This window comes from Allobosea sp. TAB14 (assembly GCF_052113865.1).
Lineage (GTDB): Bacteria > Pseudomonadota > Alphaproteobacteria > Rhizobiales > Beijerinckiaceae > Allobosea > Allobosea spartocytisi.
In genome coordinates this window covers 1-26,873 of the sequence record NZ_JBFRDQ010000037.1, presented here as the reverse complement: position 1 = coordinate 26,873, position 26,873 = coordinate 1, and the positions used below count along the sequence as shown (strand labels likewise).

Here is a 26,873-nt window from a genome sequence, read left to right as displayed (position 1 = left end):
GCCGGAGCCGTGCGCTTGAGTGACGACGGTCCGAAGGCTTCGGCATGAATACGGTCGTCTGCGATGTTGAGGCCGCGCAGGCCATCATACAGGGCCTGGGTGAAGGACGGCGGACCGCAGAGGAAGAAGTCGTAATCGCCGAAGGGGAGGAAGCGACTCAGCGCAGCCACGTCCAGCCGGCCCGAGACGTCGTAATCACGCTCTGGCTCTGCATCGGTCGTATCACTGAGAAGGCGCACCAGCTTGACCGCACCCTGTGCAGCCGCGACCAACTCGGAAAGCTCGTGGTCGAATGCCCTATCCTTCTTGGTACGAGCGGCCTGGAATATGGTGACCGGCCGGATGCGCTGCTTGCGCACCCCCTCGTAGACGATGTGCCGGAGCATCGCGAGCAGCGGGGTGATACCGACGCCACCCGCCAGCATCACGACAGGACGTGTCGCTCGTGCGTCGATGGTGAAGGAGCCTGCAGGCGCGCGCGCCTCAATGGTATCGCCCACCCGCAGATTGTCGTGCAGATGGGTCGAGACCAGACCGTCGCGTCGCACGCTGATCCGGTAGACGCCATCTGAGGGTGCTGCCGACATGGTGTAGGTTCTCACCACAGGCTGCTCGGCGCCTTTGGGCGTCAGACGGATCGGGAGGTGCTGCCCGGCGAGGTGAGCGAGCAGTCCCGCTCCATCCGTGGGCTGCAGATAAAACGATCGGATCGAAGCGCTCTCGTCGACGATCCTCGCAATGCGCACTGGCCTCCAGCGCGTCGCCAGCTCCGCCGCCCGAAGCCGGTCGGCGGCCTGCTCCCAATCGCCGGTCATCAGCGAGTTCGCAGACCAGCCGTTCTGCCGGAGGTTCCAGCGCAGGGCGAGCGCGGCGCGGCGTCGGACGATCCGGCGCGCCTTGAAGGTCCAGAGCCGTTCGGCCCCCTGGAAGGCGGCGATCTCCGGCGAGTCCAGAACAAGCGCCGCGTCTCCCGTCAGTTGGAGCACATCGCCGGTTTCGAAATCGACGAACAGCAGCCCGGCCTTACCGTTCAGATGAATGTTGCCGAGGGTGGCGAAGAACAGGTTGCCGTCGAAATCCGGGATGGTCAGCGTTCCGTCCTCGCCGACGCGGACGAAGCCGGCCTTGCCGCCGCGGTGCGAGACGTCCACCTGGCGGCGATCTCCTCGATCGGCATAGGAGGCAACGAAGAACGCGTCCGCACGCTGTATCGTCTCGCGCGCAGCATCGTCCAGCGACGCCAGGCTCTCGGCAATCAACCCCGGCTGCATGTCGGGCTCCCGGCTGAACGAGAAATCCCGCAACTGTATATAGCGGGGGCAGTTGCCGAAGCTCTGGTCGACCGCGACGCTGAGGCCTGCGGCGGACGTCGAGACGAAGCCGTTCATGCGGTTGCGGCGGCGGGTATGCATTTCGATGCCGAGCAGCCCGATGGGAGCGCCATCCGCCATGCCCTCGGCCGCCGGATCGCCCGCGGCCGGATGTGCTGCGATATCGAGAACGGTCGGCGAYGGTGACGACATGAAGCCGGGCCGCCCCTCGATGAACGTTGCCCAGGCATCCCCGGCAGGATCGACGCTGCCGAGCACGATGAAGGGCAGCTGCGCATAGAACTCGCGGTGCTGGTCCGGCATGAAGTCACGGACCACCCGTTGCCCGGCGACGGCCATGCGTTCGGCCATGCCGGCCTTTTCCTGCAGATACCGTTCTCCCTCATGCCATACAGGCAGCTTCGCGAGTGTCGTATCCATGTCCCCGCTCCTTCGAATGAAAGGTCCGGGCGCGCCGGCGGGCGCGCTCCGGCACATCGTCACGCAGCCAGGCCGACGGGGGTCTGCACAAAGGGTACGAACCCGGGCAGGGCCTCGACGCGCCGCAGAAACGCGTTGACATTCGGGTAGCCGGTCAGATCGACATTGCCTTCCGGCGCGCGGGCAACATAGCTGTAGATCGCCACGTCCGCGATGGTGGGGCCGTCGCCGACGAGCCAATCGCRACCGTCGAGCCGGCTCTCAAGCCTCGCCAGCAGCACATGAGCGCGGGCGATGACCTCCTCGGGGTTGTACTTGGCCCCGAATACCGTGATGAGCCGTGCGGCAGCCGGACCGTAGGCGACCTCGCCTGCAGCGACCGACAGCCAGCGCTGGACCGCGGCGGCGCCCTTTGCATCGTCTGGAAGCCAATCGTTCCGTCCTGCCTTCTTGGCCAGGTAGACGAGAATGGCATTCGAGTCGGCGATGGCGACCTCGCCGTCTTCTAGAGCGGGAACCTGACCGAACGGGTTTATCCGGAGGAAGTCGGGCTTCTTGTGCGCGCCGGCCTTGAGGTCGACCTCGACGAGTTCGTGCGGCAGCCCCAGAAGAGAAGCGAAGAGACGGGCGCGGTGGGCATGGCCCGAAAGGGGATGATGATAGAGCTTCACGGCTCACTCCTGCGATGATGGACGGGCCTGTTCCCGATCCGCATCGCCAAGGTGCCGCAGGTTTCACTCTTGCAGAATGCTCAAGCTCGGCAGTTCATTGTTACGCGACGTGGAAGAATGGCCGATTCACATGCGCCTGGCCATCCAGGCGAAACGCCCAATATTGGCCCGATATCGGCCGCTCGATCATGCCTGCGCGACGTTCCCGCTGAACATGCCGCCCTTGAAGACCGGAGCCGTGGTATCAGTGGTAAACAGAACGATGTCTGCGTCGGTAACCGCCGCGATGCCAGCCTCGCTGTCGCCAAGATGGTAGAGTTCTCCAGCATCGATCGCGAGGTCGCCGACGCGCACCTTGCCTGAGAAGACAAAGAGGAGACTGACGAAACCGGGCGCTATGACGTCGGGCAAAGCCAGAGTGTGACCGGCGTGCAAATGCGCATCTCGAACCCACGCTTGCGAACGAACTTCGAAAGCCGCTCCCTGCGGGGCAACGAGAAGCCGCCAGGCATCGTCGCTGCGCTCCGCATCCATCTCGTGGAACTGAACCTTCGGCTCCAGATCGCCCTCGCGCGGACGCAGGAAGATCTGGAGCGCCTGCGTGGGCTCGTCGCCCAGGACATGTTCCTCGTGCTGAAAGCTATGCCCGGCGTTCATCATCATCAAACGGCGGGGCGTCACCTCCTCGCGGTTGCCGACGGTATCGAGATGAAGCATACGGCCCGCCCTCTTGTAGGTGAAGATCTCGTCATCCTTGTGCGGATGCATTCCGATGATGTGTCCGGGCTGAATCTGAGCGCGGTCAATCCGGCCGATCGCGCCGATGCCGCTGTCGACCTCGTTCGACAGGGAGCCCGGATAGAACACCTTGATGCCGAAGCCGTGCTTCCAGTCGCCCCGTGTGATCGACGGCATGATTTTGGTCGGTTGCATGATGACACTCCTCAGGTCCGGGATGGACTTCTCGCCAGAAGAGGTAGCGTTGCTGTATGYGGGCGAGTAGCCACGTCTGACGGTCAGCTGAGTTTCGGCAAGAGGAACGCCATGGATGTCGACGATTTGAGGACCTTCGTTCAAGTCGCTGACGCCGGAGGGGTATCGCCTGCCGCGAGGCGTCTCGGCTTGGCCAAGTCGATCGTCAGCCGGCGTCTGGTGCGGCTGGAAGAAGAGCTGGGGGCACAATTGCTGGCGCGAACCACCCGCGGTGCGGCGCTGACCGAGGCCGGAGTGACGTTTCGGGAGCACGCCGCTCGGATATGTTCGGAGCTGGATGCCGCGCGCGAAGAGATCATGCCCTCGGGCGAACTGCGCGGACTGCTGCGATTGGCGGCACCGTCATCCTTCGGCCCCGAATATTTTGCGCCTGTCCTTGCCGAGATGGCGAAGCGCCATCCGCTTCTGCACGTCCACACTCTGTTCAACGACCGCTATGTCGATCTCATCAGCGAGGGCTTCGACTGCGGTATCCGGGTCGGCTATCTGCCGGACTCAAACCTGGTGGCGAGACGCATCGGCACGCTGCCCGTCAGGCTCTTTGCCAGCCCCGACTATGTGGTCGCCCATGGGGCACCATCGGTTCCCGCGGAGGTAGCCGGTCATTCGGCGGTGATGATCGGAACGGAGAGCTGGAAATTCGAACGCGACGGCACGGTCACGCAAATTCACCCGCATGGTCGCTTCAAGGCAGACAGCGCCGTGGCGATCGCCGAGGCGACCGCGGCCGGCATCGGGATCGCGGCACTGCCGCAGTTGATTGCCGAGCGCTATGTCGCGGCGGGCCGGCTGGTGCCGATCATGATCGAGTGGTCGCTGCCATCGGTTGGCATCTTCGTCGTGCGCCCGCCCGGTCAGCACCTCCCGCGCAAAGTGAGGGTGCTGACGGAAATCCTCATCGAGAGGATCGGGCCGGCTGCGAAATGACCTACCACTCGATGCCGATCTTGCCGAAATGGCCGGAGGACTGCTGAAAGCGGAAGGCTTCCGCAAGTTTGCCGAGCGGGAAACGCCGGTCCACCACCGGACGGATTCCGGTCACATCGATGGCGCGCACGAACTCCTGCTGCTGCCGCCGCGATCCGACGATCAAGCCTTGCAATCGCGCCTGCTTGGCCATCAGTGCGGCGGTCGGCACGTCGCCCGCGACGCCTGTTACAGTGCCGATAAGCGCGATGTGCCCGCCTACGCGGACCGCCGCGATCGAGTTGGCGAGAGTGCCGGCACCGCCCAGCTCAAGGACGTGGTCGACGCCCCGGCCACCGGTCCAATCCGCGACAGCACGGCCCCAACCCTTCACCTCCCGATAGTTGACGACATGGTCGGCGCCGAGGTCGCGTGCACGCTCAAGCTTCTCGCCGGACGAGGACGTGACGATCGCGGTCGCACCCATCGCCTTTGCGATTTGCAAGGCCCAAATAGAGACCCCGCCTGTGCCGAGCAGCAGCACGGTATCGCCAGCCTTTAAACCACCATCGGCTATCAGGGCTCGCCATGCCGTCAAACCGGCCGTCGTTATCGTCGCGGCCTCGACATGATCATAGTCGCGCGGCGCATGGGTGAAGGCGGTCGCGCGGGTGACAACGAACTCGGTCGCGAAGCCGTCGATCCCATCGCCGGGCGTGCGCGCGAAATTGCCGATCGTCGGCGCGCCGTCTTGCCAGTCGGGAAAGAAGCAGGAAACCACCCGGTCTCCCACTGCGAACTCGGTGACACCGTTTCCGACAGCCTCGACCGTTCCACCGGCATCCGCTAGCGCGATACGGCCAGCCTCCGCCGGCATGCGTCCCGTGACCACACCCAAATCGTGAAAGTTCAGTGAGCTACCGTGCAATGCGACACGGATCTCGCCTTCTCCGGGCTGGCCTGGGTCCGGCTTTTCGCTGAAACCCAGGGTCTCCAGGGTTGCCGGGGAACCAACGGTCATCGCCTTCATGGGGTGTTCCTTCGTTCAGGAGTTGCGGCGCCGCGCGGTAAATGACGGGGGAGCGAAGGGTTCGGTCGAACGCCAGAGAGGCCCATCGTCTTCGCCATGGCCATACGAGCAGGTACGATACCGCCCGGATGGCCATAGCTGAAAGCGGGCCGACGACATCGCTTCTCGGCCGGAAGGGCTTACGAGCGCGGCAAGTAGCGCTCAGTGATAAGCCAGGATGCCGGACAGGCGCTGGCCCAGTGGCGTGCTCCAGTCGACGGCCAGCTCCGAAATCAACTGGTCATGCGTTATGATCACCGCGCCCGCACGCTCCATCCGGCGCAAGGCGAGGTCGTCGCCATATTTGGTGTAGGAGGCCGAAGCATCTGCCGCCACCTGCACTTCGTAACCTTCGTCCAACATCTGCAGCACCGGGAAGAGGACACAGATCTCGGTCGTGATCCCTGCGACGATCAGCTTCTTGCGGCCAAGCGCCTTGACCGCAGCGTTGAAGCCGTCGTGATGCATCGCATTGACGATACCGGGCCGCTTGATGCGCTTCGCGTAAGCCTCCGGCAGGATCTGCTGAAGCTCGGGAATGAGCGGCCCTTGCGCATGATCTTCCATGCTGACGGTCAGAAGCACCGGGATATCGGCGCCGACCGCGATCTTCGCCAACTTCACAGCATTGGCCTTGACCAGATTGATGTCGTGGGAGTGGGTCCACGACATAGTGCCGACCTGATGATCGATCAGCAGCATCGCTGCATTCTCGGGAGTGTAAACATTCTTGTGCATGGTCGTTCTCCGCCGTCTCGATAAGTGGCAAGGCATAGGCGCCTCGCCCTGTCCTCAAGCACCGACCTCATGTCTTCTGCCGGGGACAAGGAGAAAATCGCCGCTCTCAACGAGGAACACTAGATTCGTAACGAGGACTTCTGCGTTCCTCAGGCAGGAACGCATCGGGCCACCGGAGGAGCTAAGCCCAAGCTGTTCAACTCACGGTAACGAACCAAAGCCTATCGCGCCCGGATCGGCCGCTTGCCTCCATGAGACCAACGCCAGTCTAAAGAAGGTCTGCTTTTGGGCGTCAGTCCAATGTCAGCATTTGGCGCTAGCCCGCTGTCGCCAATGGCAATTTCCCACCACCCTAACGGGGCCTTGGTCAGTTGAAGCGTGGATATCTACTCTCTGCTGAAGTCAGTACCTGAGGATGTAACTCCGTCCCCTCTTGCCGTCATGTGTTCAAGATCCAATCCCGGAACGCTGCGATCTTGGGCTGCTGCTGTCGGTTGTCCGGACAGACGAGATAATAGGCAAACTCCTCCATTCGAGCGGGCGGAAACAACTGGATCAAACGCTCGTCGCGCAGTTCATCCTCAAGCAGGGCAGCCGGGAGCAGTCCCGCGCCTTGACCGGCGAGCACCGCTTTTAGCAAGAGGCCGCTGTCATCGAAGGAGAGGCCACGCGCAGTCGTCCTTTCAGCAACGCCGTGCGTGTCAAACCACAGGCTCCAGCCCTTTCGTTCGGCATCGTGAACCTGCGGCCAACGCACGAGATCCGATGGCCGGTTCGGACGGCCGGCTCGGTCGATCAGATCGGGGGTGGCCACGGCGATCATCTCGACCGTGACGACGCGGTCGCTGCGAAGTCCGGGATATCGGCCCATCCCATGGCGGATCGCAACATCCGTGTCCGAGCGAGAAAAATCAACCAGTGCATTGCTGGTGACGATCTGCAGATCGATGCTGGGCTGCGCCGTTCGAAAGGATGACAATCGCGGCACCAGCCATGCCGATGCAAAAAAGGGCGTGGTGCTGACAGTGAGCAGCCCAGAATCCAGCTGGGCTGCGATCCGCTCGGATGCACCGGCGATCTGGCGGAATGCATTGCGTATCGATGGCAGATAATCGCGGCCCGCGTCAGTCAGAAAAATCCCTCGCGTCACCCGCTCAAAGAGCTTCACGCCGAGATTTTCCTCCAGAACCCGGATCATCTGGCTGACGGCCCCCGGCGTCACGCACAATTCTTCCGCGGCCAGTTTGATCGAGAGGTGGCGGGCAGCGGCCTCGAATGCCTTCAGCGCGTTAAGGGGAGGCAATCGACTCGGCATGAATTAGAAAATCTGATTCATCAGGGTTAAGTCTTCTGGTTTGTCCAAGCAGCGAGCGTCAGCATAATTCCCGCCGATATCAAGCGTCAATGCTGCAAGCAAGCCGCCAAGAATCGCATGAATTCTAAATCATAGACTGTCGTGCGTGGCCGCTGGAGAGGTTGGATCGGATGTCTTTCAACGTGGAGTTCTATGGTCTCACAGAGGTCGGAGAGCTTATCTCTCGCCGCGCCATCGCCTCAAAGGATGTCACCGAGGCGCTCCTTTCGCGCATTCGGCGTCTTGATGGTGAATTGCAGGCTTATGCAAGCGTCCTGGACGAGAGCGCCCTCCGCCAGGCGGAGGTTGCCGACCGCGAGATCGAGGCGGGAATCCACCGGGGCCCCCTCCATGGCGTTCCCATAGCCGTAAAGGACCTTTGCTGGATCAGGGGCGTCGCAACGGCGGCCGGCACCGTGGTCCATAAGGACTATGTGCCGGCGCGCGATGCGACCGTCGTGCGAAAGCTCATCGACGCAGGGGCAGTGCTGATCGGCAAGACCCAGCTCACCGAGGGGGCGTATTCCGACTACCACCCATCGATTCCGCCAGTGCAAAACCCATGGAACGGCGACTATTGGGCGGGCATCTCCTCCAGCGGATCAGCGGTCGCGACCGCCGCCGGCCTGTGCTTCGGCGCCATCGCGTCCGACACGGGCGGGTCGATCCGTTGGCCCTCGGCCGCCAACGGCGTCAGCGGCCTGAAGCCGACCTGGGGGCGCGTCAGCCGTTATGGGACATTCGACCTCGCTCCCTCGCTCGACCATATCGGCCCGATTGCCCGGAACGTGATCGACGTCGCGGCGATCCTCAATGTCATTGCCGGGCATGACCTCAATGACCCGACGACGAGCGTTCGTCCGGTTCCCGACTACTTGGCCGACGCAAGCGGGAATGTACGCGGCAAGCGTATCGGGATCGACCCGCACTGGAACTCCGAAGACGTCGACGATTGGACACAGGCCGCACTGACGGAAGCCTGCGCGATATTCTCGAACCTGGGCGCCGAGATCGCCGAGGTGTCATTTCCCGATGTCCGCCAGATCGTGGCGGACTGGACACCGAACTGCGCGGTTGAAGCGRCAGTTGCCCATCAAGCGCCCTATGCCCTCCATAAGGAACAGTATGGCGCCATCCTATCGTCCGTCATCGAGAACGGAATGGCCGTTTCGGGGATGGCCTATCAGGAAATCCTTCGTCGCCGCGCGGCATTCCGTGGCCAGGTCGAGGCCCTGCTATCATCGGTCGACGCCATCCTGACGCCCGTCCATCCTTTCGCGCCGCTCACGCTGAAGACGATCGCAACCCTTGGCGAGCAGCCGGAGCTGATCGCCAAGCTGCAACGCTACACCTGCCCCTTCAACATGAGCGGCCATCCAACGCTGGCCTTCCCCGGGAGCGCCTCGGTGGAAGGCATGCCCATCGGCCTGCAATTGATCGCTGCCGAGTTCGACGAAAGCGCGCTTCTTGCTCTCGGCGCAGCGTTTCAGGGCGCAACGTCCTGGCATCGTCGTCAACCGGGCCTCAGTGGCCCGAAGCGATCCTAAGGTCTTGGGAGCGGCCCGCATATCGCACGCCGAGACGGCTCGGCCCGCCAACAGAGGATAATCATGAACCTGGAAAGGCAATCGGCGATTTTTTACGGTTGGCTTGTGGTCGCCGCAGCCTTCGTCATAACCTTCGTCGGCTTCGGGAGCGCATACACATTCAGCTCGTTCCTGGACTCGCTCCAGCACGAGTTCGCGGCATCGCGCGGTTCGGTCTCGGCGGTTTTTTCGCTGGCCGGATTTATGTACTTCTCGCTCGGCATCGTTTCCGCGCCGCTCGCGGATCGAATCGGCGTGAAGGCGCTTTCCGCAATCGGAATGACGCTAGTCGGCCTCGGCCTCATTCTGGCCGGACAGGCGCAAACCATTCTCCAGGTCTATGCGGCCTATAGCATCGGTATCGGCGTCGGTGTCGGCTGTGCCTATGTGCCCACACTTGGCGCTGTGCAACGCTGGTTCGTCAAGCGCCGTGGTCTCGCATCCGGGTTGGCGGTCAGCGGCATTGGCGTCGGGACGCTCGTGATGCCGCCGTTCGCGCTTTGGCTGATCGCGGACATCGGCTGGCGGAACGCCTACACCACGCTCGGCGTCCTCGCGATCGTGGTCGGCCTGGCAGCGGCGTTCGTCATGGAGGACGAGCCTGGCCGCCGCGGCCTGCAGCCCGACGGCATCACACGTACCATCGTCGTTGGCTCCCTGCAGGCGGGCAATGATACGCCCGTGGGCCAAGCAATCCGGACGCGACGATTTGCGGGGCTCTATCTTGCGTCGTTCCTGAGCGCGCTTGGTGTCTTCGTACCGTTCGTGCATCTCGCGCCCTACGCGGTCGACCATGGTGTTCCCGCTTCGGCGGCAGTCTGGCTGCTTGGTGCCATCGGCATCGGCAGCACGATCGGCCGCTTCTTCCTCGGCGGCATCGCGGACAGGATGGGCCGCGAGAGCTTCCTGATCGCCATGTACATTGGCATGGCCGCCTCACTTCCGACCTGGATCCTTGGTGGCTCCTTGAGCCAGCTCATACTGTTTGCGTTGATCTTCGGTCTCTTCTACGGAGGGTGGGTCGCGATTTTGCCAGCAGTGGTCGCCGATCTGTTCGGTGCGCGTCATGCCGGCCGCATCATCGGGGTGCTCTATTCGAGCGTTGCCCTAGGCACGCTCGTTGGCCCAGGCGCGGCAGGCTTCATCTACGATCGCAGCCATAGCTACGTCATACCCATTGCCGTCAGCGCTCTCGCAAACGCCGGTGCCGCTGCCGTCATGTTTCTGGCGGCACGTCGAGCCTCCGCTGGCAGGGTGAGCAGATGAGCCAATCCATCCCACCCTATTGAGCCGCGGTGGAATTCGGTCGCCTTGGCCGCACCTCCGAACACTCCTTCGCAGTCTAACGCAGCGTATTTGGTGACCCGGAGCGCGCGCCCTTGAAGGGCGTCGCTATACGCGAACAGGTTCGGTTCCTTGTCCAAAATCTAAGAATGGCGTCCCCCCGGCAAGCGCGCTGACTATGGTCGACGGCATAAGATCTTGTCGATCGCCTTCCCTCGGGCGAGTTCATCGATGAGCTTGTCCAAGTAGCGGATTTCCCGCATCACTGGCTCGGCGATTTCCTCGACGCGGACACCGCAGACAATTCCCCTTATGCTGAGGCGCGCGGGATTGAGTGCCGGCGCCTGGGCGAAAAAGGTCTCATAGTCCGAGTTTTTCGCCAGCTGAGAGGCAAGTGCCTCTTGGCCGTAGCCGGTCAGCCAGTGGATGATCTGGTCGACCTCCACCTTCGTGCGCCCCTTCCTCTCCGCCTTGGCGACCAGAAGAGGATAAATCTTGGCAAAGCTCATTCTGTAGATGCGGTGCTGCGTCATCACTTGCTCTTTCCCGGCGCTGCTCGTGGCGTTTCCCGATGTCCATCTTCATATCGCGACCCTGCCGGGGGTTTGAGCTGCCCGGCCCAGGTAAGAGTTGCGTCGGACATGGTCACGAGATGATCGGCCGCTCAATGAGGGTGGGATTTTTCAGATCGACAAGGTGGCCGGTGCGCAATTGCTCCGGCTTGCCGGGCGGATGGAAAGGATAACGGAGGCAAAGAAGGCGACGAATCCGTCCACTCTCTAACAGCGTGTCCGCGACCATGCTCGCGGCGCGCCCGCCCATCGACTTGCCACCGATAACAAGCTCTCCCTGCCGAGCGCGTCGACGGCAGCGATATATCGCGGGTTTAGCTTTTCAGCGCGGGCCGACGGCATGCGCCCAACTGCGGTCCGCCGCCGCCATATAGTCGAACTCAAAGCGGGCAACGCGAAAGCCCTCTCCGGCTAAGGCATTTGCGGACGCCGTCATTGATCGCGAGCCCATCGGAGCTTCGGCCCCATGCGCCAGGAGGATCGTCACGTCGGCCTGGTCGGGGCCGTCGAAAAGAAACATTGCGCTGTCCCACGGGGCCGCTGTCAGCCGCAAACTTACCGCAGCAGATCTCCCGCGTCGGAGCCTTCCCAATGAGCAGTGGCGGCGACTCCTTCGGCACTGTTCGGCTTGCGGCCGGGCCCGTGCCTCTCTCTCAGGTCAGTGCCGGCTCTTCGGTTGCGTTGTCCAGATCTCTGCCCGCTTTCACACTGACCACTAGTGTCCATTGTTGGCGCACGCCTTTGAAAACAATCGTCTCCATGCTCAGCTTAAAGCTCGGCGACAATCCACCTCTTAAAGGCCACCATGGCGCCGGTTTCGGTCCGTGACCTCAATCGCGTCATCCAGTAGGCCCCGGTAACGATACCGACGTCGAGAGGCTGTACAATCCGACCGGAAGAGATATCGCGCGAGAACATCGCGGCGGGGACCAGCGCAACACCGAGACCTTGCGCTGCCGCTTCGACCAAGGCCAGCGAGTTATCGAAAATCCAGCCCCGCGCGACCGGCGGGGTCAGTCCCGCGGTAAGGAACCAGAGCGGCCATTCGTCCTGGCGGTATGAGCGCAGGAGGTGCTGGGCCAGCAGGTCAGCCGGAGTGCGGACTGACATGGCGAGGCCAGGGCTGCAGACCGGAGCGAGCGGGGCTTGCATCAGCTCGACCGCCTCTGTGCCGTGCCAGGCACCGTCACCGAAACGAATGAAAAGATCGAGGCCGTCGAGGAGCGTGTCGGCACGGTTGTTGTTCGTCTTGATCCGCACCTCGATCTGCGGGTGCCGCGCGTTGAAGTCCTGCAGGCGCGGCAGGAGCCACCCGAGGGCGAAGCTGCTGACCACGCCGATCGTGAGAATCTCGGCCGTGCCGCCGGTACGCAGTTGGTGCACCTTGTCGCTGACCCGACGTAGCGCATCCGTCAACACCGGCAGCAGCGCCTGCGCCTCCTCGGTCAGAGCGATGCCACGCGGCAAGCGCTCGAACAGCGTGAAGCCGAGATCTTTCTCAAGCAGCTTGATCTGATGGCTTATTGCGGTCTGGCCCACGCGCAGCTCCATCCCCGCCTTGGTCAGGCTACCGAGCCGCGCCGACGCTTCAAAGGCGCGCAGCGCGATGAGCGGCAATCTCGAAACATCCATCCAGAAGCCCCAATTTTATTCATATCAAATCTGAGTAACGATCATTTGGCTAGGGCCATGCGGCCTCGCTACCTCTGCGCCTCCCTCTGGAGACGCAACGCACATGACAACTCGCACCATTGATTTCCTTGCGGACCGGCGCTCATTCTTGATCGGCGCCGGCGCCACTCTAGTCGGCGCCGGGCATGCCGCGGCTGCTCCTGGGACTAGTCTCGATCTCAAGTCTCTTGAAGCCCGCCATGGAGGCCGTCTCGGGCTTTTCGCGACGCGGGACGGCCAGCGGGTCGGCTGGCGCTCAACCGAACGCTTCGCTTTCTGTTCGACATTCAAACTGTTTCTCGCAGCTTATGTGATGCAGACCGTGCAGCAGGGGCGCGATCGGCTAGACCGAGACGTCCCGATCACGGCTGCCGACATGGTGCCGCATGGGCCGGTCACGCAGCCGGCCATCGGCAGAACGCTCACGCTGGAAGAGCTGTGCAAAGCGACAGTCGAGGTTAGTGACAACCCCGCGGCAAATATTCTGATCCGCGAAATGGGCGGACTGGCTGCCTTCCAGCAGTGGTATGGCAGCATTGACGACCACGTCACGCGCGTGGATCGACTGGAAATTGAGCTGAATAGCGCCTTGCCCGGCGATATGCGCGATACCACGACGGCCGAGCAATATGTGGCCAACCTCGACCGCGTCTTGCGCGGCAACTTGCTTTCAGCGGCGCACCTGCAGTTGCTTACGCGTTGGATCACCGAGACACCCACCGGGGCCGGCCGGATCAAGGCCGGCGTCCCCGCCGGCTACACCGTCGGCCACAAGACCGGCACGGGCGCGCGGGGGACGCACAACAATATCGGCATCATTTGGCCGCCAAGCGGACCATCGATCCTGATCTGCGTGTTCTTCACGGGCGCACAAGACGCAACACCGGGCGCCATTGATGCCGTCGTAGCGGATGCGACGCGTCAAGCCATGAAGGCATTCGGGCTTCCATCTCGCTAGGGGAGCCGGTCGTCAGCATTCGCCGATATTTTCCGTGGCAAACTGCAACCACTGAGGTCGGGGTAACGGTTGTCGGTGGAAGTCGAATGCCCATTGATAGCGCACGATGGATGCGAGTCGAACGTGATCCACGATGATGCCCGCGCATGGATCACGCTGCGACAACCGCTATAATTGGAGGTACCACCGATGCATAATGGCTTTCACGCCTCAAATCGCGACCGGAAGCCCGTGCGATACGCGCTTTCAGAGAATGGTTCCTCGCGGAGATTGATCCCGCCGCAGAATAGCTGGGTCGATTATAACTAAACGAGGAAAGAGCCACCTGCTTGCAGAGTGTTGCACGGGAACGCTGACCGGCATGGCGGGACAGCAGCTTCTTCATCCGAGGCGTATCGCGCCGGACTTACCAGGAAGCCAGACGCTGATGCATTTCTCCGATACCAGCACATTCGCTCGTCAGATCCACTTGCACGCGGCCAAGGCGGATGGGCCCTATGTGATTGCGCTCGACGGACGCAGCGGCGTGGGCAAGTCGACTCTGGCAGCGCTGCTAGCAGATAAGGTGGGAGCGGCGCTCATTGAGGGTGACGACTTCTTTGCCGGCGGCACTGGGTTGCGATCAGATGCCCCCGCCATCCGCGCTGCCGACTGTATCGACTGGCCCCGCCAGCGCGCTGTGCTGGGCGCCTTGCGGCAGGGTCGCGCTGCCAGTTGGCGCGCGTTCGATTGGGAAGCTTTTGACGGCAGGTTGCAGTCAAGCGTGTCTGAGCTTTCACCGCGATCCGTCGTTATCCTCGAGGGCGTCTATTCGGCTCGGCCGGAACTCGCGGACCTCATCGACATGAAAGTTCTCGTGACAGCTTCAGACGCTTTCCGCAAAGCAAGACTGCTTGTGAGAGAGGGCATTATAGGTCCCTGGGAGCGCCAATGGCATGAAGCCGAAGAGCACTACTTCCGTGAGGTTATGCCCCTGGTCCGGTTCGATGCGGTCTTCGACGCGGCCAATTCGGATGATTGACCGTGATTGGACCTGATGAAGCTGCTGAAAAATTGTGGCAGAGATCCCTGCGCTGACACGCGAACCGGCTCGACGAGCTTTTGTCTCGACCGGCACCGCGGAATGTCGGCTTTCTGGCAGAGTTGCAAGTTCCGCTTATGGCGCGTTTCGGTCCCGCCACTCGGAGGCTTTCAAAACTCCTTGGGACCGGGCATGCACCTCAACTCCGCTGGCCGTGACGCGATGCAGAGGCCACGCTCCATCAAGCTTGCCGCACCGCATTCAATGCGGGCCCGACGTTCCGTGTCAGGACGGAATGAATCTGGGCGATGACGGCGGCGCCTTCGCCAACGGCGGCGGCGACCCGCTTGGTCGAACCGGCCCGCACGTCTCCGACGGCGAAGATGCCTGGGCAACTGGTTTCGAGCGGCAGCCGCTCGCCGTCGCCGGCGCGCTCCCCCGTGAGAACGAAGCCCTTTGCGTCGAGCGCCACACAGCCGTCGAGCCAGTGCGTATTGGGATCGGCGCCGATGAACAGGAAGAGGTGGTGTGATGTGCACTCCCGGATCGCACCTGTCCGGCGGTCCCGAAACCTCGTCCCGGTCAGGCCAGTCGCCCGGTCGCCGTGCAAATCGACGATTTCGCTGTCCACATGGAGTTCGACGTTGGGCAAGGCCGCGATCCGATCGATCAGGTACCGGGACATGGTCTGCTCGAGGGGGCGGCGCACCACCAGGTGCAGATGCCTGACCTGCGGCGCGAGATAGGCAACCGCCTGGCCCGCCGAGTTTCCTCCGCCAACCAGGACGACATCCTCGCCGGCACACAACCGCGCCTCGACGGGCGATGCCCAGTAGGAAACGCCCGCCCCTTCCAGCGCTTCGATGTTGGGAATGTCGGGCTGCCTGTAACGCGCTCCGGAGGCGATCACGATGGTGCGCGACCGCGCGGTGCCTCCATTGCTGAGCTCGAGGGTGAACGGGGCTTCCGCATCCGCTCCGTGACAGCGGAGCAATTCGACGGTCAGCGGAATGGCAAGCTCGGCGCCGAACTTCGCCGCCTGATTGAACGCCCGGCCCGCGAGGGCTTGTCCGGAGATGCCGGTCGGAAAGCCGAGATAGTTTTCGATCCGGGCGGACGCGCCCGCCTGGCCGCCGAAGGCGCGGCTGTCCAGGACCAGGACCGACAACCCTTCGGATGCGCCATAGACGGCAGTGGCAAGCCCGGCTGGCCCGGCCCCGATGACCGCCACGTCATGGACAGTCTTCGGATCGAGATCCGGCGTGATGCCGAGACAGGTCGCGGCATCGGCATTGCTCGGGCTTCTGAGCAATGTGCCGTTCGGGCAGATCATCAGCGGCAGGTCTTCGGGGGCGACGCCGAGCCGTTCGACGAGTTCGCGCCCCTCCGGCTCGCACGCGGCAATGACGGTGTGGGGGTAGCCGTTGCGGGTGAGAAAACCCGACAACCGGACGATGCCCGGATCATCCCGGCGTCCGACCAGGATTGATCCTGCGCCGCCGGTCTGCCCCTCCTCGATCAGCATGACGYGCCGGAGGATGAAGGCGCGCATGATCGTTTCACCGACATCCGCCGATCCGATGACGAGCGCGCGGAGATGCGGCGCATCAAAAGGGATCGCGACCGCACCAGCATCCCCCGCCACGACCGACATGAGGGATGGACGGCCCGAGAGCTGATTGGTCTCGCCGGTGAACTGGCCGGGACCGTAGGTCGTGACCAGCGACGACCGGCCGGCCGCGCCGCGTCGGATCGCGTCAGCCGAGCCATCGAGAATCAGCCAGCAGGGGGCGTCGCGGGCGCCGATCTCGTAGACGACCTCACGCGGACCGAAGCGGCGCGGTGCGCCGCTGGCGAAGCGACGCGACGTCGCAATCTGAAGGGCGGACAGTGTCGGAAAAATCTGCTCTCGCCGAGCATCGCCGATTGCCATGGGGTGACCTCCGTATCGGGCCTATGCCACTTCTCGCGCGCGACGCCATCCGACCAGATGAGGAGCTTGACCGCAATCACGCCGGCGCGAACTGCGGCGCCTTCGGCAAGATGGGCGCGAAGACCAGAAGGGCCAGGAGCGTCGGCCCGAAGCTCGCCCATACAGCGGACAGCGGGCCGTAGCCGGCCGCAATCGTCACGCTGCCCGCCCAGGCGCCGATGGCGTTGGCGATATTGAGCGCCGCGAGGTTCATGGCCCCCATCAGCGTGAGCGCCTCCGGAGCGAAGCCCGTCAGGCGCACCCGCACTCTCTCGACGCATCGTCGGCTCCTACGAGCGGCAGAGGTCGATATGTCCCGATCTCAGGCTTCTTTGTCCGTCAGTGAATCCGGATTGGCTTTACTGCTCTTTGGAGCAAGTTTTTCGAGGCCACCGTCATGTCTTATCCAGGTTCCACCGAGAGYCGCCGCACGGTCCTGACCGCAGCGGTCGGTATAGCGGCAGCCGCAATTCTTCCGGCCCCCGCCTTCGCTACTCCCTTCTCCACTGTCCAAGCATCGAAAGGAACACATGCCATGAGCGCCGCTTACGTCACCACCAAGGACGGCGTGGAGATCTTCTACAAGGATTGGGGACCGAAGAACGCCCAGCCCATCGTCTTCCACCATGGCTGGCCGCTGTCATCGGACGATTGGGACGCGCAGATGCTATTCTTCCTTCACAACGGCTATCGCGTGGTGGCGCATGACCGGCGTGGTCATGGTCGCTCATCGCAAGTCAGCGAAGGGCACGACATCGACCATTATGCTGCGGACGCCTCCGCGGTGGCCGAGCACCTGAATCTGCGCAATGCCGTGCATATCGGCCACTCGACCGGTGGCGGCGAGGTCGCGCGCTATGTCGCCAAGTTCGGTCAGCCGCAGGGCCGCGTGGCCAAGGCGGTTCTCGTGTCGGCTATCCCGCCGATCATGGTGAAGACCGAAAAGAATCCCGAAGGACTGCCCATGGCGGTGTTCGACGGCTTCCGTTCCGCGCTCGCGGCCAACCGCGCGCAGTTCTTCCTCGATGTGCCGACCGGGCCGTTCTACGGCTTCAACCGGCCGGGCGTGACGCCGATCCCGGGCACGATCCAGAACTGGTGGCGCCAGGGCATGATGGGTTCGGCCAAGGCCCACTACGACGGCATCAAGGCGTTCTCCGAGACCGACCAGACCGAGGACCTGAAGGCCATTAACGTGCCGACGCTGGTGATGCACGGCGACGACGACCAGGTCGTGCCCTACGAGGATGCCGCCCTCAAGGCAGTGAAGCTGCTGAAGAACGGCACGCTGAAGCTCTACAAGGGCTATCCGCACGGCATGCTCACGACCCATGCCGACGTGATCAATCCGGATCTGCTCGCCTTCGTGAAGGCCTGATGAAGCGGTGCCTCGGCACTCGTGCCGAGGCACCTGCCAGGAGGGCTGTTGCATGAAGCTTTATGTCCATCCGGGTGCGAGCTCGCTCTCGGTGCACATCCTATTGCGCGAGATCGGGGAGCCCTTCGATCTCGAGGTCGTCAACGTGACGGCAAAGCAGCGGGCGGACGGCTCGGATTATCGCGACGTGGCTCCCAGAGGCATGGTGCCGCTGCTGGAGCTTCCCGGTGGCGAGCGGCTGACCGAGAACATGGTGATCGCGCAATTCATCTGCGATCGGGCGGAGCGACGCGATCTCATGCCTGCTCCCGGCACCATGGCGCGCTACCGGGTCATGGAGTGGCAAAGTTTCGTCGCCGCCGAGCTGCACAAGAGCTTCATCCCGCTCAACTGGAAGATCGACGCGCCGATGCGCGAGCTCGTCCTCGCCCGCATCCGGGGACGTCTCGCCTTCGCCGAACAAGGGATGGTTGGCCCGTTCCTCACCGGTGAAACCTTCACCGCTGCCGACGCCTATCTCTTCGTCATCGCCAGCTGGACGCGCTTCTACGGCATAGCGCTCGACGCCTATCCCCGGCTGGCGGCTTTCCTTCGGCTGGTCGGAACGAGGCATTCGGTCAAGGCCGCGCTTCACGCCGAAGGACGCGGCATGGTCAGCCTCGACGATCCGACACCGGCACCCTGAGCGTCCATCCGCCGACACAAACCCGAACAACTTTCGAGCGGCTGCGCAGGCGCCACCGCTTTCGGAAGGGCTCATCTTCATTCGAAGCGAAAGGAACCGACCATGCCTGATACTCTCGAACGGACTCCGACGCGCTATATCGATAGCGGCGGTGTGCGCTTCGCCTATCGCCGGCTCGGGCCGGAGGCGGGTATTCCGCTCGTTTTGCTGCAGCACTTCACCGGCACAATGGACGCGTGGGATCCGGCGGTGGTCAATGCGCTGGCGGCGCGGCGGCCGGTGATCGCCTTTAACAATGCCGGCGTCGGCACCTCCTCCGGCGAAACACCTGACAGCGTCGAGCAGCAGGTCACCGATGCCGAAGCCTTCATCGCAGCGCTCGGCCTGAAGCAGGTCGATCTCCTTGGCTTCTCGCTCGGCGGCTTTCTGGCCCAGGTGATGGCGACGCGCGGCGCGGTCGATGTCCGCCGGATGATCCTCGCCGGTACGGCTCCGCGCGGCGGCGAGGAGCATCTGCTGCAAGTGGTCGAAGAGGCCTTCGCCCGGAACGCACGCGACGTCAGGCTTCCCCTCTTCTTCACGCCGTCCGAAGCCAGCCAGGCCGCCGGCGCCGCCTTCATCGACCGCGCCGGCGCCCGGACGAGCGACCGTGATCCGGACCGGGGCGAGGCCGTCAGCAACCCGCAGGCGCAGGCCATCATCCGCTGGTGCGCGGAGCCGGACCCGGATCACGCCTCGCTCAGGGCGATCCGACAGCCGACGCTCATCGTCCATGGCAGCGACGACACGATGTTCCCGTCGATCAATGCCTACGAGATGTTCAAGAACATGAGCAGCACCACGCTGATTATCTATCCGGATTCAGGCCACGGCGCGYTGCTCCAGTATCCGGAAACATTCGTTTCGCATGTCGAGACCTTTCTCGGCGCCTGAACTACACAGCAAACGACAGGATGACGACATGGACGCTCTGGCACGGAAGATCATCGATGCCCATGGCGGGCTCGACAGATGGAAGAATTTCACCACCTTGACCGCCCACCTTCGGCAGGGCGGCGTGCTCTGGCCGCTCAAGGGGCATGGCGGCAAGCTAGACGAGACGAACGTCACGGTCGGGCTCGGGCGGGAGTGGGCTTCTCATTCGCCGTTCGGGCCGGAGGGCAAGGTGACCCGCTTCGAGCCGGGCCGCGTCGAGATCAGGGACGCCGCCGGGAAGATCGTCGAGGAGCTGGACGAGCCTCGCGCCTCCTTCGCCGGGCATACGCTCGAAACACCATGGACAGAGCCTCAACTGGCCTATTTCGCCGGGATTGCGATGTGGACCTATCTCAACATGCCGTTCCTGCTGGCTGCGCCCGGCGTCGTCAGCCGATCCGTCGGGGAGTGGCGGGAGAAGGGTGAGACCTGGCAGAAGCTCGAAGTGGCGTTTCCCTCCGACATCGCCACGCACAGCACCGTGCAGACGCTCTACGTCGACGATGCCGGCTTGCTGAAGCGTCACGACTACGATGTCGAGATCGCCGGGAACACGCCGGGCGCACACTATATCGGCAGCTATGTCGAGGTGCAGGGTCTCCGCTTCCCGACCGAGCGGCGCATCTACCCGCGTCAGCCGGATGGAACCTCGCTTGCCGAGCCGCTGGTCGTCTCGATCGACCTTTCGGACATCCGGCTGGCCTGATTCCGCAGCAGGGCCGCTGCCTCTATGCCGCGGCCCTGCGCATGATCCGCTCGCCAATGGTTCGCCCACTCCGGTGCACGACTCCGGATCCGGGCTATTTGAACCAGACGCCCGCCTTCACCGCAGCGAACATCGCCAGCCCATAGGCCAGGAGTGCGAGCGCCAGCGAGGCGAAGAAGGCTTCGAGCGAACCCGTGAGCCGCAAGACAAGCCAGCCGCCGAGCAGTGCGACGACGAGGCGAAGCGCGCCGGCGCCCAGCGGCCAGAGCAGCTTTCCCGCGCCCTGGCTGGCAAAGTAGAGCGACAGTCCGAGCCCGAAAAAGCCGTAGAAGGGGCCGACGATCCGCAGATAGGCGCTGCCGGTCGCGATCATCGCGGGCTCGGCGCTGAACAGCCCGAGCCAGGCGGCGGGAAACAGCGCGGCCACGATACCGATGACTTCGGTGATCGCGAAGGACAGGCCCGCTCCGCTCAGCCCGATCTCCAGTGCCCGCTCGCGCTGGCCCGCGCCGATATTGGTGCCGACGAGCGCGACCATCGGCGCGCCGATGCCAAAGATCACTGGGACCAGCAGATATTCGAGCCGGACGCCTGTCCCGAAGCCCGCGACCGCATCCACCCCGGCCGCGGCGGCGACGATCGCGGTCGCGCCAGCGACGATGAGGTTGGTCTGGAGCGACTGCAGCGCCGAGAGCGCGCCGACTTTCAGGATGCCGGCGAGCGGCTCCCAATGCAGGCGCACCCAGTGGAACCGCGCCGGGTTGCGCCCCGAGAGGACGTACCACGCCATGGCGAGCGTTCCGCCGGCGTAGAAGGTGAGCAGCGCCACCCCTCCTCCCGCGATGCCGAGAGCCGGAATGGGGCCGAAGCCGAAGATCAGTAGGGGCGAGATCGGGATCAGCAGGGCGACTCCGACACAGCTGACGATGGCCGGGAATGCCATGTTGCCCGTGCCGCGGATCACGCTGGCGAGCCCGTTCATCAGCCAGATCAGGCCATTGCCGGCGAAGACGACGCCCGAATAGGTCAAGGCCGCCTCGAGATCGCCGCCGGAGCCGCCGAGCAGACGATAGATCGGCCGGCCGAAGATGAGGAACAGGGCCGAGAAGCCGAGGCCGAGGGCGAGGTTCAAGACGATCGCGTGCAGGACGAGAGCGTCAGCCCGTGCGCGCTGTCCGGAGCCGAGCGCACGCGCCACGGCCGAGGAAATGCCGCCGCCGATCGCGCCGTTCGAGAGCATCGTCATCAGCATGACGGTCGGGAACACGAGCGCCATGCCCGCCAGCGCCTCCGTCCCGAGCTTGGCCACGAACCAGGTCTCGATCAGCCCGCTCGATGCCTGGGCGAGCATGATGAGCACGTTCGGCCAGGCCATCCGGACCAGCAGCGGCAGCACGGGCGCTTCGAGCATGCGTCTGGTGCGCGGATCGACGGGCACAGCCGACCCCGCGCGGTTCGCGAGCTCGGCCGAGGAACCGGGCAGTGAGCCGGGCGCCCCCGGCGCAGAGGCGTCGTCACCGCGTCGCATGGGCTGCCCCGCGTCGATCGAGCATCATCGCCACCAGTTCAGCCAGCGCCGCCATCGCGCCGATGGCCCAGACCGCGCCGATACCGATGATACCGGCACCGATCGCCGATCCGATGGAGAAGCCGAGATACGTGGTCGAGGTGTTGAGCGCGAGCGCAACGGATGCCTCCGAGACTGGCCCGGCCGCGATCAGCCGCGCCATCTGGGCAGGAAACAGCGACCACACGCTGAAGCCCCAGGCCGCGATGGCAGGGAGCGCGACTACGAGGGCCCCTGCCGGCGCCAACAACGTCGCAACGGCGAGAGCTGCAAAGGAGATTGAAAGAGCGATGAGAGAGCTCCGCACCACCCGGTTCGATCCGAAGCGGTCGTTCAGCGTGCCGCCGACCGTGACGCCGATCGCTGCGGCGAGGCCCCACATCGAGACCGTCGCGCTGATTCCGGTGGCACCGAAACCGAGCACCGCCTTCAGATAGGGAGCGATGTAGGGGTAGGCCGTGAAGGCGCCGATCGCCCAGAACAGGCTTACGGCGAGGAGGCGAAGGATCGCAGGGCGCCGGACCACCCCGAGCCGTTGCTTCAGGCTCGCCACCGCAATCCCGAACCCGGCGTCGGAGCGAATCCCGAGACCGATTCCGACGATCGCGACGAGTCCCATCGCAGCCACGGCGAGAAAGGTGGTTCGCCAGCCGAAAGCATGGCCGACGATGGCGCCGAGAGGCAGGCCGAGCGCGATGGCGATCGTCATGCCGCCGCTGACGATGGCGAGCGCACGTCCGCGCTTGCCCGCAGGTACGATGACTCCCGCCAGCGAGTTCGCTCCCGGAATGTAGAGCCCCGACGCGACCGCCATCATGATGCGGGCGAGCATCAGCGCCGCGAAGGACGAGGAGTGCGCTGCGATGAGGTTCCCGGCGGTGAAGATCGCCATGGCGAGAAGCAGCGTATCGCGCCGCCGCAAGCTCGCGGTCAAGACGGTCGAGATCGGCGAGCTTACGGCAAGGACGAGCGTGAAGACGACGACCAGCGTGGCCGTCGCCGAGAGGCTCATCCCGAGGTCGTCGGCGATGGTCGGCAGAAGCGGCGCGATCATGAACCCTTCGGTTCCGATGGCGAAGGTGCCGAGCGCGAGAAAGGCCGGGGGCAGAAGAGAGCCTTCCTCAACCGGCTTCGACGCCATCGCTTCGACGGCGGCGGGGGCCTTAGCCGCGGAGGATAGCGGCTTGTCATGAATCATCGAGAGCGCTCCAAACGCCGCAGGCTCCCCCTGCCGGACCGACATGGGGGCGCCTCTACGGATCAGACCGGAATGGGATTGGCGATCAGTTCGAGATTGAAGCCCTGCACCAGCGCGTGCTCACCGCTGCCTGGGTTATCCCGCAGCGCCTTAATCTCGTCGACGATCACCTCTGCCGCCTCGGTGGCGAGACCGGCCATCGTTTTTTCGATGAAGATGTCGAGCGGCATGGCGCGAGAGTCGCCGCTCTTCTTGATGAGGTCGGTATCGACCCAGGGTGGCGCGATCTCCTGCACCGAAACGCCGGTTTCGCGCAGCATGAAGCGCTGCGACAGCGCATAGGAGTGCAGGGCTGCCTTTGTGGCCGAATACACAGCCGTTGTCGCCAGCGGCACATAGGCCAGGATGGAGGTGTTGTGGATCACCGTCGCACGTGGCTGGGCCTTCAGATGCCCAATCAGCGCCGATGTCAGCCGGATCGGCCCGAGCAGATTGGTGTCGATGATCTTGCGCGACGTCGCATCGTCGATCGTGCCGCCCGCATCGTCGAAGGGCATGATGCCGGCGTTGTTGATCAGCACGTTCAGGGTCGGATAGGCCTGCGTCAGGCGGCCAGCCACCCGTTCGATATCGGCGGCATCGGCGATGTCGAGTTCGATCCCATCGATGCCCGGATTGGCCGTCGTCACCTCGTCGAGCAGCGCCCGGCGGCGCCCCGCCACGATCACCTTGTTGCCGAGCTTGTGGAATGCCTCGGCCAGGCCCCGCCCAATGCCCGAGGTCCCCCCGGTGATGAAGATCGTGTTGCCGGTCATCTGCATGGCGTCACCTGGTATCTCTCGTTGAGGCAGACCGGGCACTCCCCGCCGCCGATGGACCGACAATCGCAAACAATCGCAATGTCTCAAATGACACATAAGCGTCGATTTGAGACATTGCGTCGCGAAATCTCGCTATCGCCGAACGTTGACGGCCGCGCGGTCTGCGGGCTGGGCTCAGCCTTCGAGAAAGCGATCGATCTCGGCCGCGAAGTCGTCGATGTGCTGAAACAGGAAGGCGTGTCCCGCGTCCGGATAAAGCACCAGCTTGGCATCTGGCGCCTGCTGCGAGAGCACATAGGAACGATAGGCCGGCAGCATCACGTCGTGAGCGCCGTTCGCGACGAGCATCGGCAGCCTCAGCTCCTTGGCGCGGTGCAGTACGCCAGGCCAGCTCGACACCGCCTTAACCTGCCCCATGAACGACACAGCGCTGACCGGCGGCCCCCGACCTGGCGCCGTGGCGATGCGGGCGAGCGAGCTGCGGCCGGCAGCGACCGCGCTTTCGCTCTCCGGATAGAACAGGAACAGGAAATCGTCGGCGTCGTTTTCCGGCTTTGTCATGATCTGCGGCACTCGCGGATGCTGCTGCGGACCGTCGGCGACCGGCCCCGGGCTCGACCCCGCCACGATGAGCCGGCGGACGAGCGCCGGGAAATCGAGGGCGAATTGCTGGCTGACCACGCCACCCAGCGACCAGCCGAGCAGATCGACCTGCGAGCAGCCGAGACGCTGGATGAATTCGGCCGCGACGGCGGCGAGTCCCGCGACCGTCTCCGGCACGCTCCCATCGGAGCGCCCTATGCCCACGCTGTCGAAGCGGATCACCCGCCTGTCTTGTGAGATCGCCGCGATGAAGGCCGGGTCCCAATCGTCCATCGTGCCGCGGAAGCGCTGAAGGAGGACCAGCGGCAAACCGCCGATCGGTCCGTCTTCACGCCATGCCAACCGCCCGAAGGATGTTTCCAGCGCATTGATCTCGGATTTGACGGCCACGCTTGCCTCCGGCGTTCGACCTTGACGGTCGAGACAAGCTAGGCCCCACAGTCGTCCGCTCCTAAGTCAACAAGGCGGCAATTCCGGACATGGCCGCCGCCATGGCGTCTTCTTTTGGCTGCCGGAGCGGCACCTGACGCGTTATGCGAACCGAGTTGGGTGCGATGGCTTCGCTGGCCGGGGAACTACTCGCCAGCCTCGGCCATGCCAGATGTCACGTCGCCTGCCTGTTCCTGCGCTTCCGCCAGGCGTAGATTGCGACGCAGCGTCTGCGGCGGGTGCCCGAAGAAGCGCAGGAAAGCCCTGCGCATCCGATCGCGATCGGCAAAGCCGGTATCGCGAGCGACGATATCCATCGGATGCCTGCCATCCTCCAGCATCGCCTTCGCCGCCTCCAGGCGCAGCCGCTCGACAGCCTTCGCCGGGGATTGCCCGGTCTCTTCGCGAAACACGCGGGTGAACTGCCGTGGGCTCAGGCTCGCCGCATCCGCGAGTTCCTCGACGGTCAAGGCGTTGCGGAGATTCTCTTTGGCATAGACGAGCGCTCGTTTCACGCGATCGGAGCGCGGCTCAAGTTCAAGCAAGGCCGAGAACTGCGACTGGCCACCGGGCCGCCGATGATAGATGACGAGCCGGCGCGCGACTCCCCGGGCCAGCTCCGCGCCATAGTCATCCTCGATCAGCGCCAGGGCTAGATCGAGCGCGGAGCTCATTCCTGCCGATGTCCAGACATTGCCGTCCTTGATGAAGATGCGGTCGTCGTCGACCCGCACGGCGGGGTAACGCTCCTGCAGCGTCTTGGCATGGGCCCAGTGCGTCGTGGCTGATTTCCCATCGAGCAGACCTGCTTCCGCCAGCGCGAATGCGCCTGTGCAGACGCCAGCGACACGGCGGGAATGCTGGCCGGCAGCGGCGATGTAATCGCGCAACGCCGTCGTAAGGGGCCGCGGACGCAACTCGCCGAGAACCATGAGGGTGTCGGGAAATTCCCCTAGCGGGACGGTTTCAACCTTCATGCCCAAGGTAGATAAGATGCCCCCGCCTCTCTCCGACATGACGGAGACCGAGTAGGCGTGGCGGCCAAGCTGCAGGTTGGCGAACTCGAATGCAGACAAGGCAGCCAAGCCCATGACTTGGAAACCGTCTTCCATGATGAAGCCGACATGTCTCATCCGCACCTCCACCTCACCGGTTTCGCTTGATAGCATGATTTCATGCACGGCAGAGCGGGGCTCGAAAGCCGTCACGCCAGTCGGCCACCATTGGGCGACATAGCCAGCGGCGCGCAGGCTTCAAGACACAAGGCTGACGGATCGCGCGGATTGTCCCAAATCGGCGTGTCTTTGACGGATCGAGCCGCCGAATATCCGTCTACATCCCGCAAGGTGCATCAGCGAGGCGGCATCATGGTCAAAGCCATTTTTGATCCTCTCAAGCCTGGGTTCATCCCCGTGGAGGGGTATAAGCTTCGGATTCTGCGAAGCCCGGGGCTCGGCCTACCGATCCTCATCACTGCGCCCTGGCCGCAGAGCATCTACGCATTTCACGCGATCTGGGACGACCTGATGCAGCTCGGCCCCGTCATTGCGGTCGATCTCCCGGGCTTCGGGCGCTCGGATCATCGCTCCGAACTGATGTCGCCGGCAGCCATGGGGCAATTCGTCATCCGCCTGGCCGCAGAGCTCGGCATCGCACGGTGGCATGCCATCGGTCCCGACGTGGGCACCTCGGCGATGCTGTTCGCGGCGGCCACCCGGCCCGACCTGTTCGAAAGCCTCGTGGTCGGCAGCGGCGGCGTCGACATGGGCCTGCTCGGCAAGGGCTTGCGGAGCRTGATCGAGGCGAAGCCGGGGACGTATGGCGAGCCCGACGGCGGCGCCCAGGTCGTCGGCACGATCACCCGATTGACGCGTGCGACCCCACCGGCCGAGGCTATGGAAGATTTCCGCCTGTCCTCACTGGGGCGGCGCTGGATCGAGGCCGCGGACTATGTCAGGGCCTATC

General features: G+C 64.0%; 25 protein-coding genes and 1 pseudogene. 10 read left to right on the top strand and 16 right to left on the bottom strand.

Translation table 11 applies throughout. The features are described from left to right. The 3 genes from AB4Y99_RS07930 to AB4Y99_RS07920 all read right to left on the bottom strand — a co-directional run. On the bottom strand, nt 1-1,751 hold a 1,751-nt coding region (locus AB4Y99_RS07930), incomplete at its 3' end, for an FAD-binding oxidoreductase (protein ID WP_441522931.1). Between the two features lie 59 nt (nt 1,752-1,810). Next, on the bottom strand, nt 1,811-2,422 hold the full coding sequence (locus AB4Y99_RS07925) for a glutathione S-transferase family protein (RefSeq protein WP_441522930.1): 612 nt from the start codon (nt 2,420-2,422) through the stop codon (nt 1,811-1,813). 186 nt (nt 2,423-2,608) lie between these two features. Further along, complete coding sequence (locus tag AB4Y99_RS07920) at nt 2,609-3,355, bottom strand: pirin family protein (RefSeq protein ID WP_142022877.1); 747 nt, start codon at nt 3,353-3,355, stop codon at nt 2,609-2,611. A gap of 111 nt (nt 3,356-3,466) precedes the next feature. Between AB4Y99_RS07920 and AB4Y99_RS07915 the strand changes: the two genes are divergently transcribed. After that, on the top strand, nt 3,467-4,342 hold the full coding sequence (locus tag AB4Y99_RS07915; RefSeq protein ID WP_142022878.1) for a LysR family transcriptional regulator: 876 nt from the start codon (nt 3,467-3,469) through the stop codon (nt 4,340-4,342). Nucleotide 4,343: 1 nt separating this feature from the next. Here AB4Y99_RS07915 and AB4Y99_RS07910 read toward each other — a convergent pair whose 3' ends face one another. The 3 genes from AB4Y99_RS07910 to gcvA all read right to left on the bottom strand — a co-directional run bounded on the left by AB4Y99_RS07910 (nt 4,344) and on the right by gcvA (nt 7,443). Further along, nucleotides 4,344-5,351, bottom strand: coding sequence for a zinc-dependent alcohol dehydrogenase family protein (locus AB4Y99_RS07910; protein ID WP_142022879.1), 1,008 nt, complete (start codon nt 5,349-5,351; stop codon nt 4,344-4,346). Between the two features lie 201 nt (nt 5,352-5,552). Further along, the gene (locus AB4Y99_RS07905) at nt 5,553-6,128 is read right to left on the bottom strand and encodes an isochorismatase family protein (protein ID WP_142022880.1); all 576 of its coding nucleotides are present in this window, start codon (nt 6,126-6,128) and stop codon (nt 5,553-5,555) included. 439 nt (nt 6,129-6,567) lie between these two features. Continuing rightward, complete coding sequence (gcvA, locus tag AB4Y99_RS07900; protein ID WP_061971254.1) at nt 6,568-7,443, bottom strand: transcriptional regulator GcvA; 876 nt, start codon at nt 7,441-7,443, stop codon at nt 6,568-6,570. 170 nt (nt 7,444-7,613) lie between these two features. On the opposite strand from gcvA, the gene AB4Y99_RS07895 reads away from it, so the two are divergent. Together AB4Y99_RS07895 and AB4Y99_RS07890 are read left to right on the top strand one after the other, a co-directional pair. Next, on the top strand, nt 7,614-9,029 hold the full coding sequence (locus AB4Y99_RS07895) for an amidase (protein ID WP_441522929.1): 1,416 nt from the start codon (nt 7,614-7,616) through the stop codon (nt 9,027-9,029). 63 nt (nt 9,030-9,092) lie between these two features. Beyond that, nucleotides 9,093-10,334: an MFS transporter gene (locus tag AB4Y99_RS07890; protein WP_061971250.1), complete on the top strand. Its 1,242-nt coding sequence runs from the start codon at nt 9,093-9,095 to the stop codon at nt 10,332-10,334. A 194-nt stretch (nt 10,335-10,528) separates the two neighbouring features. Here the strand turns inward: AB4Y99_RS07890 and AB4Y99_RS07885 are convergent, their stop codons facing one another. The 3 genes and pseudogenes from AB4Y99_RS07885 to AB4Y99_RS07875 form a co-directional block, all read right to left on the bottom strand. After that, entirely contained in the window at nt 10,529-10,885 is a 357-nt protein-coding gene (locus AB4Y99_RS07885; protein WP_061971248.1) for a DUF2200 domain-containing protein, read from the bottom strand. A gap of 112 nt (nt 10,886-10,997) precedes the next feature. Beyond that, a pseudogene (locus AB4Y99_RS07880) lies at nt 10,998-11,444 on the bottom strand (alpha/beta hydrolase family protein). Nucleotides 11,445-11,692: 248 nt separating this feature from the next. Then, nucleotides 11,693-12,556, bottom strand: a complete 864-nt coding sequence (locus AB4Y99_RS07875) for a LysR family transcriptional regulator (protein WP_061971247.1) — start codon at nt 12,554-12,556, stop codon at nt 11,693-11,695. Between the two features lie 103 nt (nt 12,557-12,659). Here AB4Y99_RS07875 and bla point away from each other — a divergent pair, with 103 nt between their 5' ends. Together bla and AB4Y99_RS07865 are read left to right on the top strand one after the other, a co-directional pair. Continuing rightward, nucleotides 12,660-13,553 carry a class A beta-lactamase gene (gene bla / locus AB4Y99_RS07870; protein WP_082617698.1) on the top strand — a complete coding sequence of 298 codons (894 nt, stop codon included), beginning with the start codon at nt 12,660-12,662 and terminating at the stop codon, nt 13,551-13,553. A gap of 361 nt (nt 13,554-13,914) precedes the next feature. Beyond that, nucleotides 13,915-14,574, top strand: a complete 660-nt coding sequence (locus AB4Y99_RS07865; RefSeq protein ID WP_142022882.1) for a uridine kinase family protein — start codon at nt 13,915-13,917, stop codon at nt 14,572-14,574. 241 nt (nt 14,575-14,815) lie between these two features. Here the strand turns inward: AB4Y99_RS07865 and AB4Y99_RS07860 are convergent, their stop codons facing one another. Beyond that, complete coding sequence (locus tag AB4Y99_RS07860; RefSeq protein ID WP_441522928.1) at nt 14,816-16,507, bottom strand: FAD-dependent oxidoreductase; 1,692 nt, start codon at nt 16,505-16,507, stop codon at nt 14,816-14,818. A 76-nt stretch (nt 16,508-16,583) separates the two neighbouring features. Continuing rightward, nucleotides 16,584-16,808 carry a hypothetical protein gene (locus AB4Y99_RS07855; protein ID WP_441470829.1) on the bottom strand — a complete coding sequence of 75 codons (225 nt, stop codon included), beginning with the start codon at nt 16,806-16,808 and terminating at the stop codon, nt 16,584-16,586. Nucleotides 16,809-17,081: 273 nt separating this feature from the next. On the opposite strand from AB4Y99_RS07855, the gene AB4Y99_RS07850 reads away from it, so the two are divergent. The 4 genes from AB4Y99_RS07850 (at nt 17,082) to AB4Y99_RS07835 (ending at nt 20,290) form a co-directional block, all read left to right on the top strand. Beyond that, on the top strand, nt 17,082-17,924 hold the full coding sequence (locus AB4Y99_RS07850) for an alpha/beta fold hydrolase (RefSeq protein ID WP_441470828.1): 843 nt from the start codon (nt 17,082-17,084) through the stop codon (nt 17,922-17,924). 52 nt (nt 17,925-17,976) lie between these two features. Next, on the top strand, nt 17,977-18,609 hold the full coding sequence (locus AB4Y99_RS07845; RefSeq protein WP_441470827.1) for a glutathione S-transferase C-terminal domain-containing protein: 633 nt from the start codon (nt 17,977-17,979) through the stop codon (nt 18,607-18,609). 102 nt (nt 18,610-18,711) lie between these two features. Next, complete coding sequence (locus tag AB4Y99_RS07840) at nt 18,712-19,542, top strand: alpha/beta fold hydrolase (protein WP_441470826.1); 831 nt, start codon at nt 18,712-18,714, stop codon at nt 19,540-19,542. Nucleotides 19,543-19,570: 28 nt separating this feature from the next. Next, nucleotides 19,571-20,290, top strand: coding sequence for a hypothetical protein (locus AB4Y99_RS07835; protein WP_441470825.1), 720 nt, complete (start codon nt 19,571-19,573; stop codon nt 20,288-20,290). Between the two features lie 94 nt (nt 20,291-20,384). Here AB4Y99_RS07835 and AB4Y99_RS07830 read toward each other — a convergent pair whose 3' ends face one another. From AB4Y99_RS07830 to AB4Y99_RS07810, 5 genes are all read right to left on the bottom strand, one after another. Continuing rightward, nucleotides 20,385-21,701 (bottom strand): MATE family efflux transporter, encoded by a 1,317-nt coding sequence (locus tag AB4Y99_RS07830; RefSeq protein ID WP_441522927.1) that lies wholly within the window; start codon nt 21,699-21,701, stop codon nt 20,385-20,387. A 103-nt stretch (nt 21,702-21,804) separates the two neighbouring features. Continuing rightward, nucleotides 21,805-23,055 carry an MFS transporter gene (locus AB4Y99_RS07825; protein ID WP_441470823.1) on the bottom strand — a complete coding sequence of 417 codons (1,251 nt, stop codon included), beginning with the start codon at nt 23,053-23,055 and terminating at the stop codon, nt 21,805-21,807. 62 nt (nt 23,056-23,117) lie between these two features. Continuing rightward, nucleotides 23,118-23,876 (bottom strand): SDR family oxidoreductase, encoded by a 759-nt coding sequence (locus AB4Y99_RS07820; RefSeq protein ID WP_441470822.1) that lies wholly within the window; start codon nt 23,874-23,876, stop codon nt 23,118-23,120. A gap of 174 nt (nt 23,877-24,050) precedes the next feature. After that, nucleotides 24,051-24,869 (bottom strand): alpha/beta fold hydrolase, encoded by an 819-nt coding sequence (locus AB4Y99_RS07815; protein WP_441470821.1) that lies wholly within the window; start codon nt 24,867-24,869, stop codon nt 24,051-24,053. 185 nt (nt 24,870-25,054) lie between these two features. Continuing rightward, nucleotides 25,055-26,041 (bottom strand): GlxA family transcriptional regulator, encoded by a 987-nt coding sequence (locus tag AB4Y99_RS07810; RefSeq protein ID WP_441471081.1) that lies wholly within the window; start codon nt 26,039-26,041, stop codon nt 25,055-25,057. A 150-nt stretch (nt 26,042-26,191) separates the two neighbouring features. On the opposite strand from AB4Y99_RS07810, the gene AB4Y99_RS07805 reads away from it, so the two are divergent. Then, the coding region (locus AB4Y99_RS07805) for an alpha/beta fold hydrolase (protein ID WP_441522926.1) at nt 26,192-26,873 on the top strand (682 nt) is incomplete at its 3' end.

What these genes read in the sequence shown, in the direction of transcription:
- AB4Y99_RS07850 (WP_441470828.1), top strand. Translation starts at nt 17,082, where the DNA reads ATGAGCGCCGCTTACGTCACCACCAAGGACGGCGTGGAGATCTTCTAC.
- AB4Y99_RS07830 (WP_441522927.1), bottom strand. Translation starts at nt 21,701, where the DNA reads ATGCTCGAAGCGCCCGTGCTGCCGCTGCTGGTCCGGATGGCCTGGCCG.
- AB4Y99_RS07885 (WP_061971248.1), bottom strand. Translation starts at nt 10,885, where the DNA reads ATGACGCAGCACCGCATCTACAGAATGAGCTTTGCCAAGATTTATCCT.
- AB4Y99_RS07810 (WP_441471081.1), bottom strand. Translation starts at nt 26,041, where the DNA reads ATGAGACATGTCGGCTTCATCATGGAAGACGGTTTCCAAGTCATGGGC.
- AB4Y99_RS07865 (WP_142022882.1), top strand. Translation starts at nt 13,915, where the DNA reads ATGGCGGGACAGCAGCTTCTTCATCCGAGGCGTATCGCGCCGGACTTA.
- AB4Y99_RS07835 (WP_441470825.1), top strand. Translation starts at nt 19,571, where the DNA reads ATGGACGCTCTGGCACGGAAGATCATCGATGCCCATGGCGGGCTCGAC.
- AB4Y99_RS07825 (WP_441470823.1), bottom strand. Translation starts at nt 23,055, where the DNA reads ATGATTCATGACAAGCCGCTATCCTCCGCGGCTAAGGCCCCCGCCGCC.
- AB4Y99_RS07845 (WP_441470827.1), top strand. Translation starts at nt 17,977, where the DNA reads ATGAAGCTTTATGTCCATCCGGGTGCGAGCTCGCTCTCGGTGCACATC.
- gcvA (WP_061971254.1), bottom strand. Translation starts at nt 7,443, where the DNA reads ATGCCGAGTCGATTGCCTCCCCTTAACGCGCTGAAGGCATTCGAGGCC.
- AB4Y99_RS07905 (WP_142022880.1), bottom strand. Translation starts at nt 6,128, where the DNA reads ATGCACAAGAATGTTTACACTCCCGAGAATGCAGCGATGCTGCTGATC.
- AB4Y99_RS07910 (WP_142022879.1), bottom strand. Translation starts at nt 5,351, where the DNA reads ATGAAGGCGATGACCGTTGGTTCCCCGGCAACCCTGGAGACCCTGGGT.
- AB4Y99_RS07875 (WP_061971247.1), bottom strand. Translation starts at nt 12,556, where the DNA reads ATGGATGTTTCGAGATTGCCGCTCATCGCGCTGCGCGCCTTTGAAGCG.
- AB4Y99_RS07920 (WP_142022877.1), bottom strand. Translation starts at nt 3,355, where the DNA reads ATGCAACCGACCAAAATCATGCCGTCGATCACACGGGGCGACTGGAAG.
- AB4Y99_RS07915 (WP_142022878.1), top strand. Translation starts at nt 3,467, where the DNA reads ATGGATGTCGACGATTTGAGGACCTTCGTTCAAGTCGCTGACGCCGGA.
- bla (WP_082617698.1), top strand. Translation starts at nt 12,660, where the DNA reads ATGACAACTCGCACCATTGATTTCCTTGCGGACCGGCGCTCATTCTTG.
- AB4Y99_RS07890 (WP_061971250.1), top strand. Translation starts at nt 9,093, where the DNA reads ATGAACCTGGAAAGGCAATCGGCGATTTTTTACGGTTGGCTTGTGGTC.
- AB4Y99_RS07820 (WP_441470822.1), bottom strand. Translation starts at nt 23,876, where the DNA reads ATGCAGATGACCGGCAACACGATCTTCATCACCGGGGGGACCTCGGGC.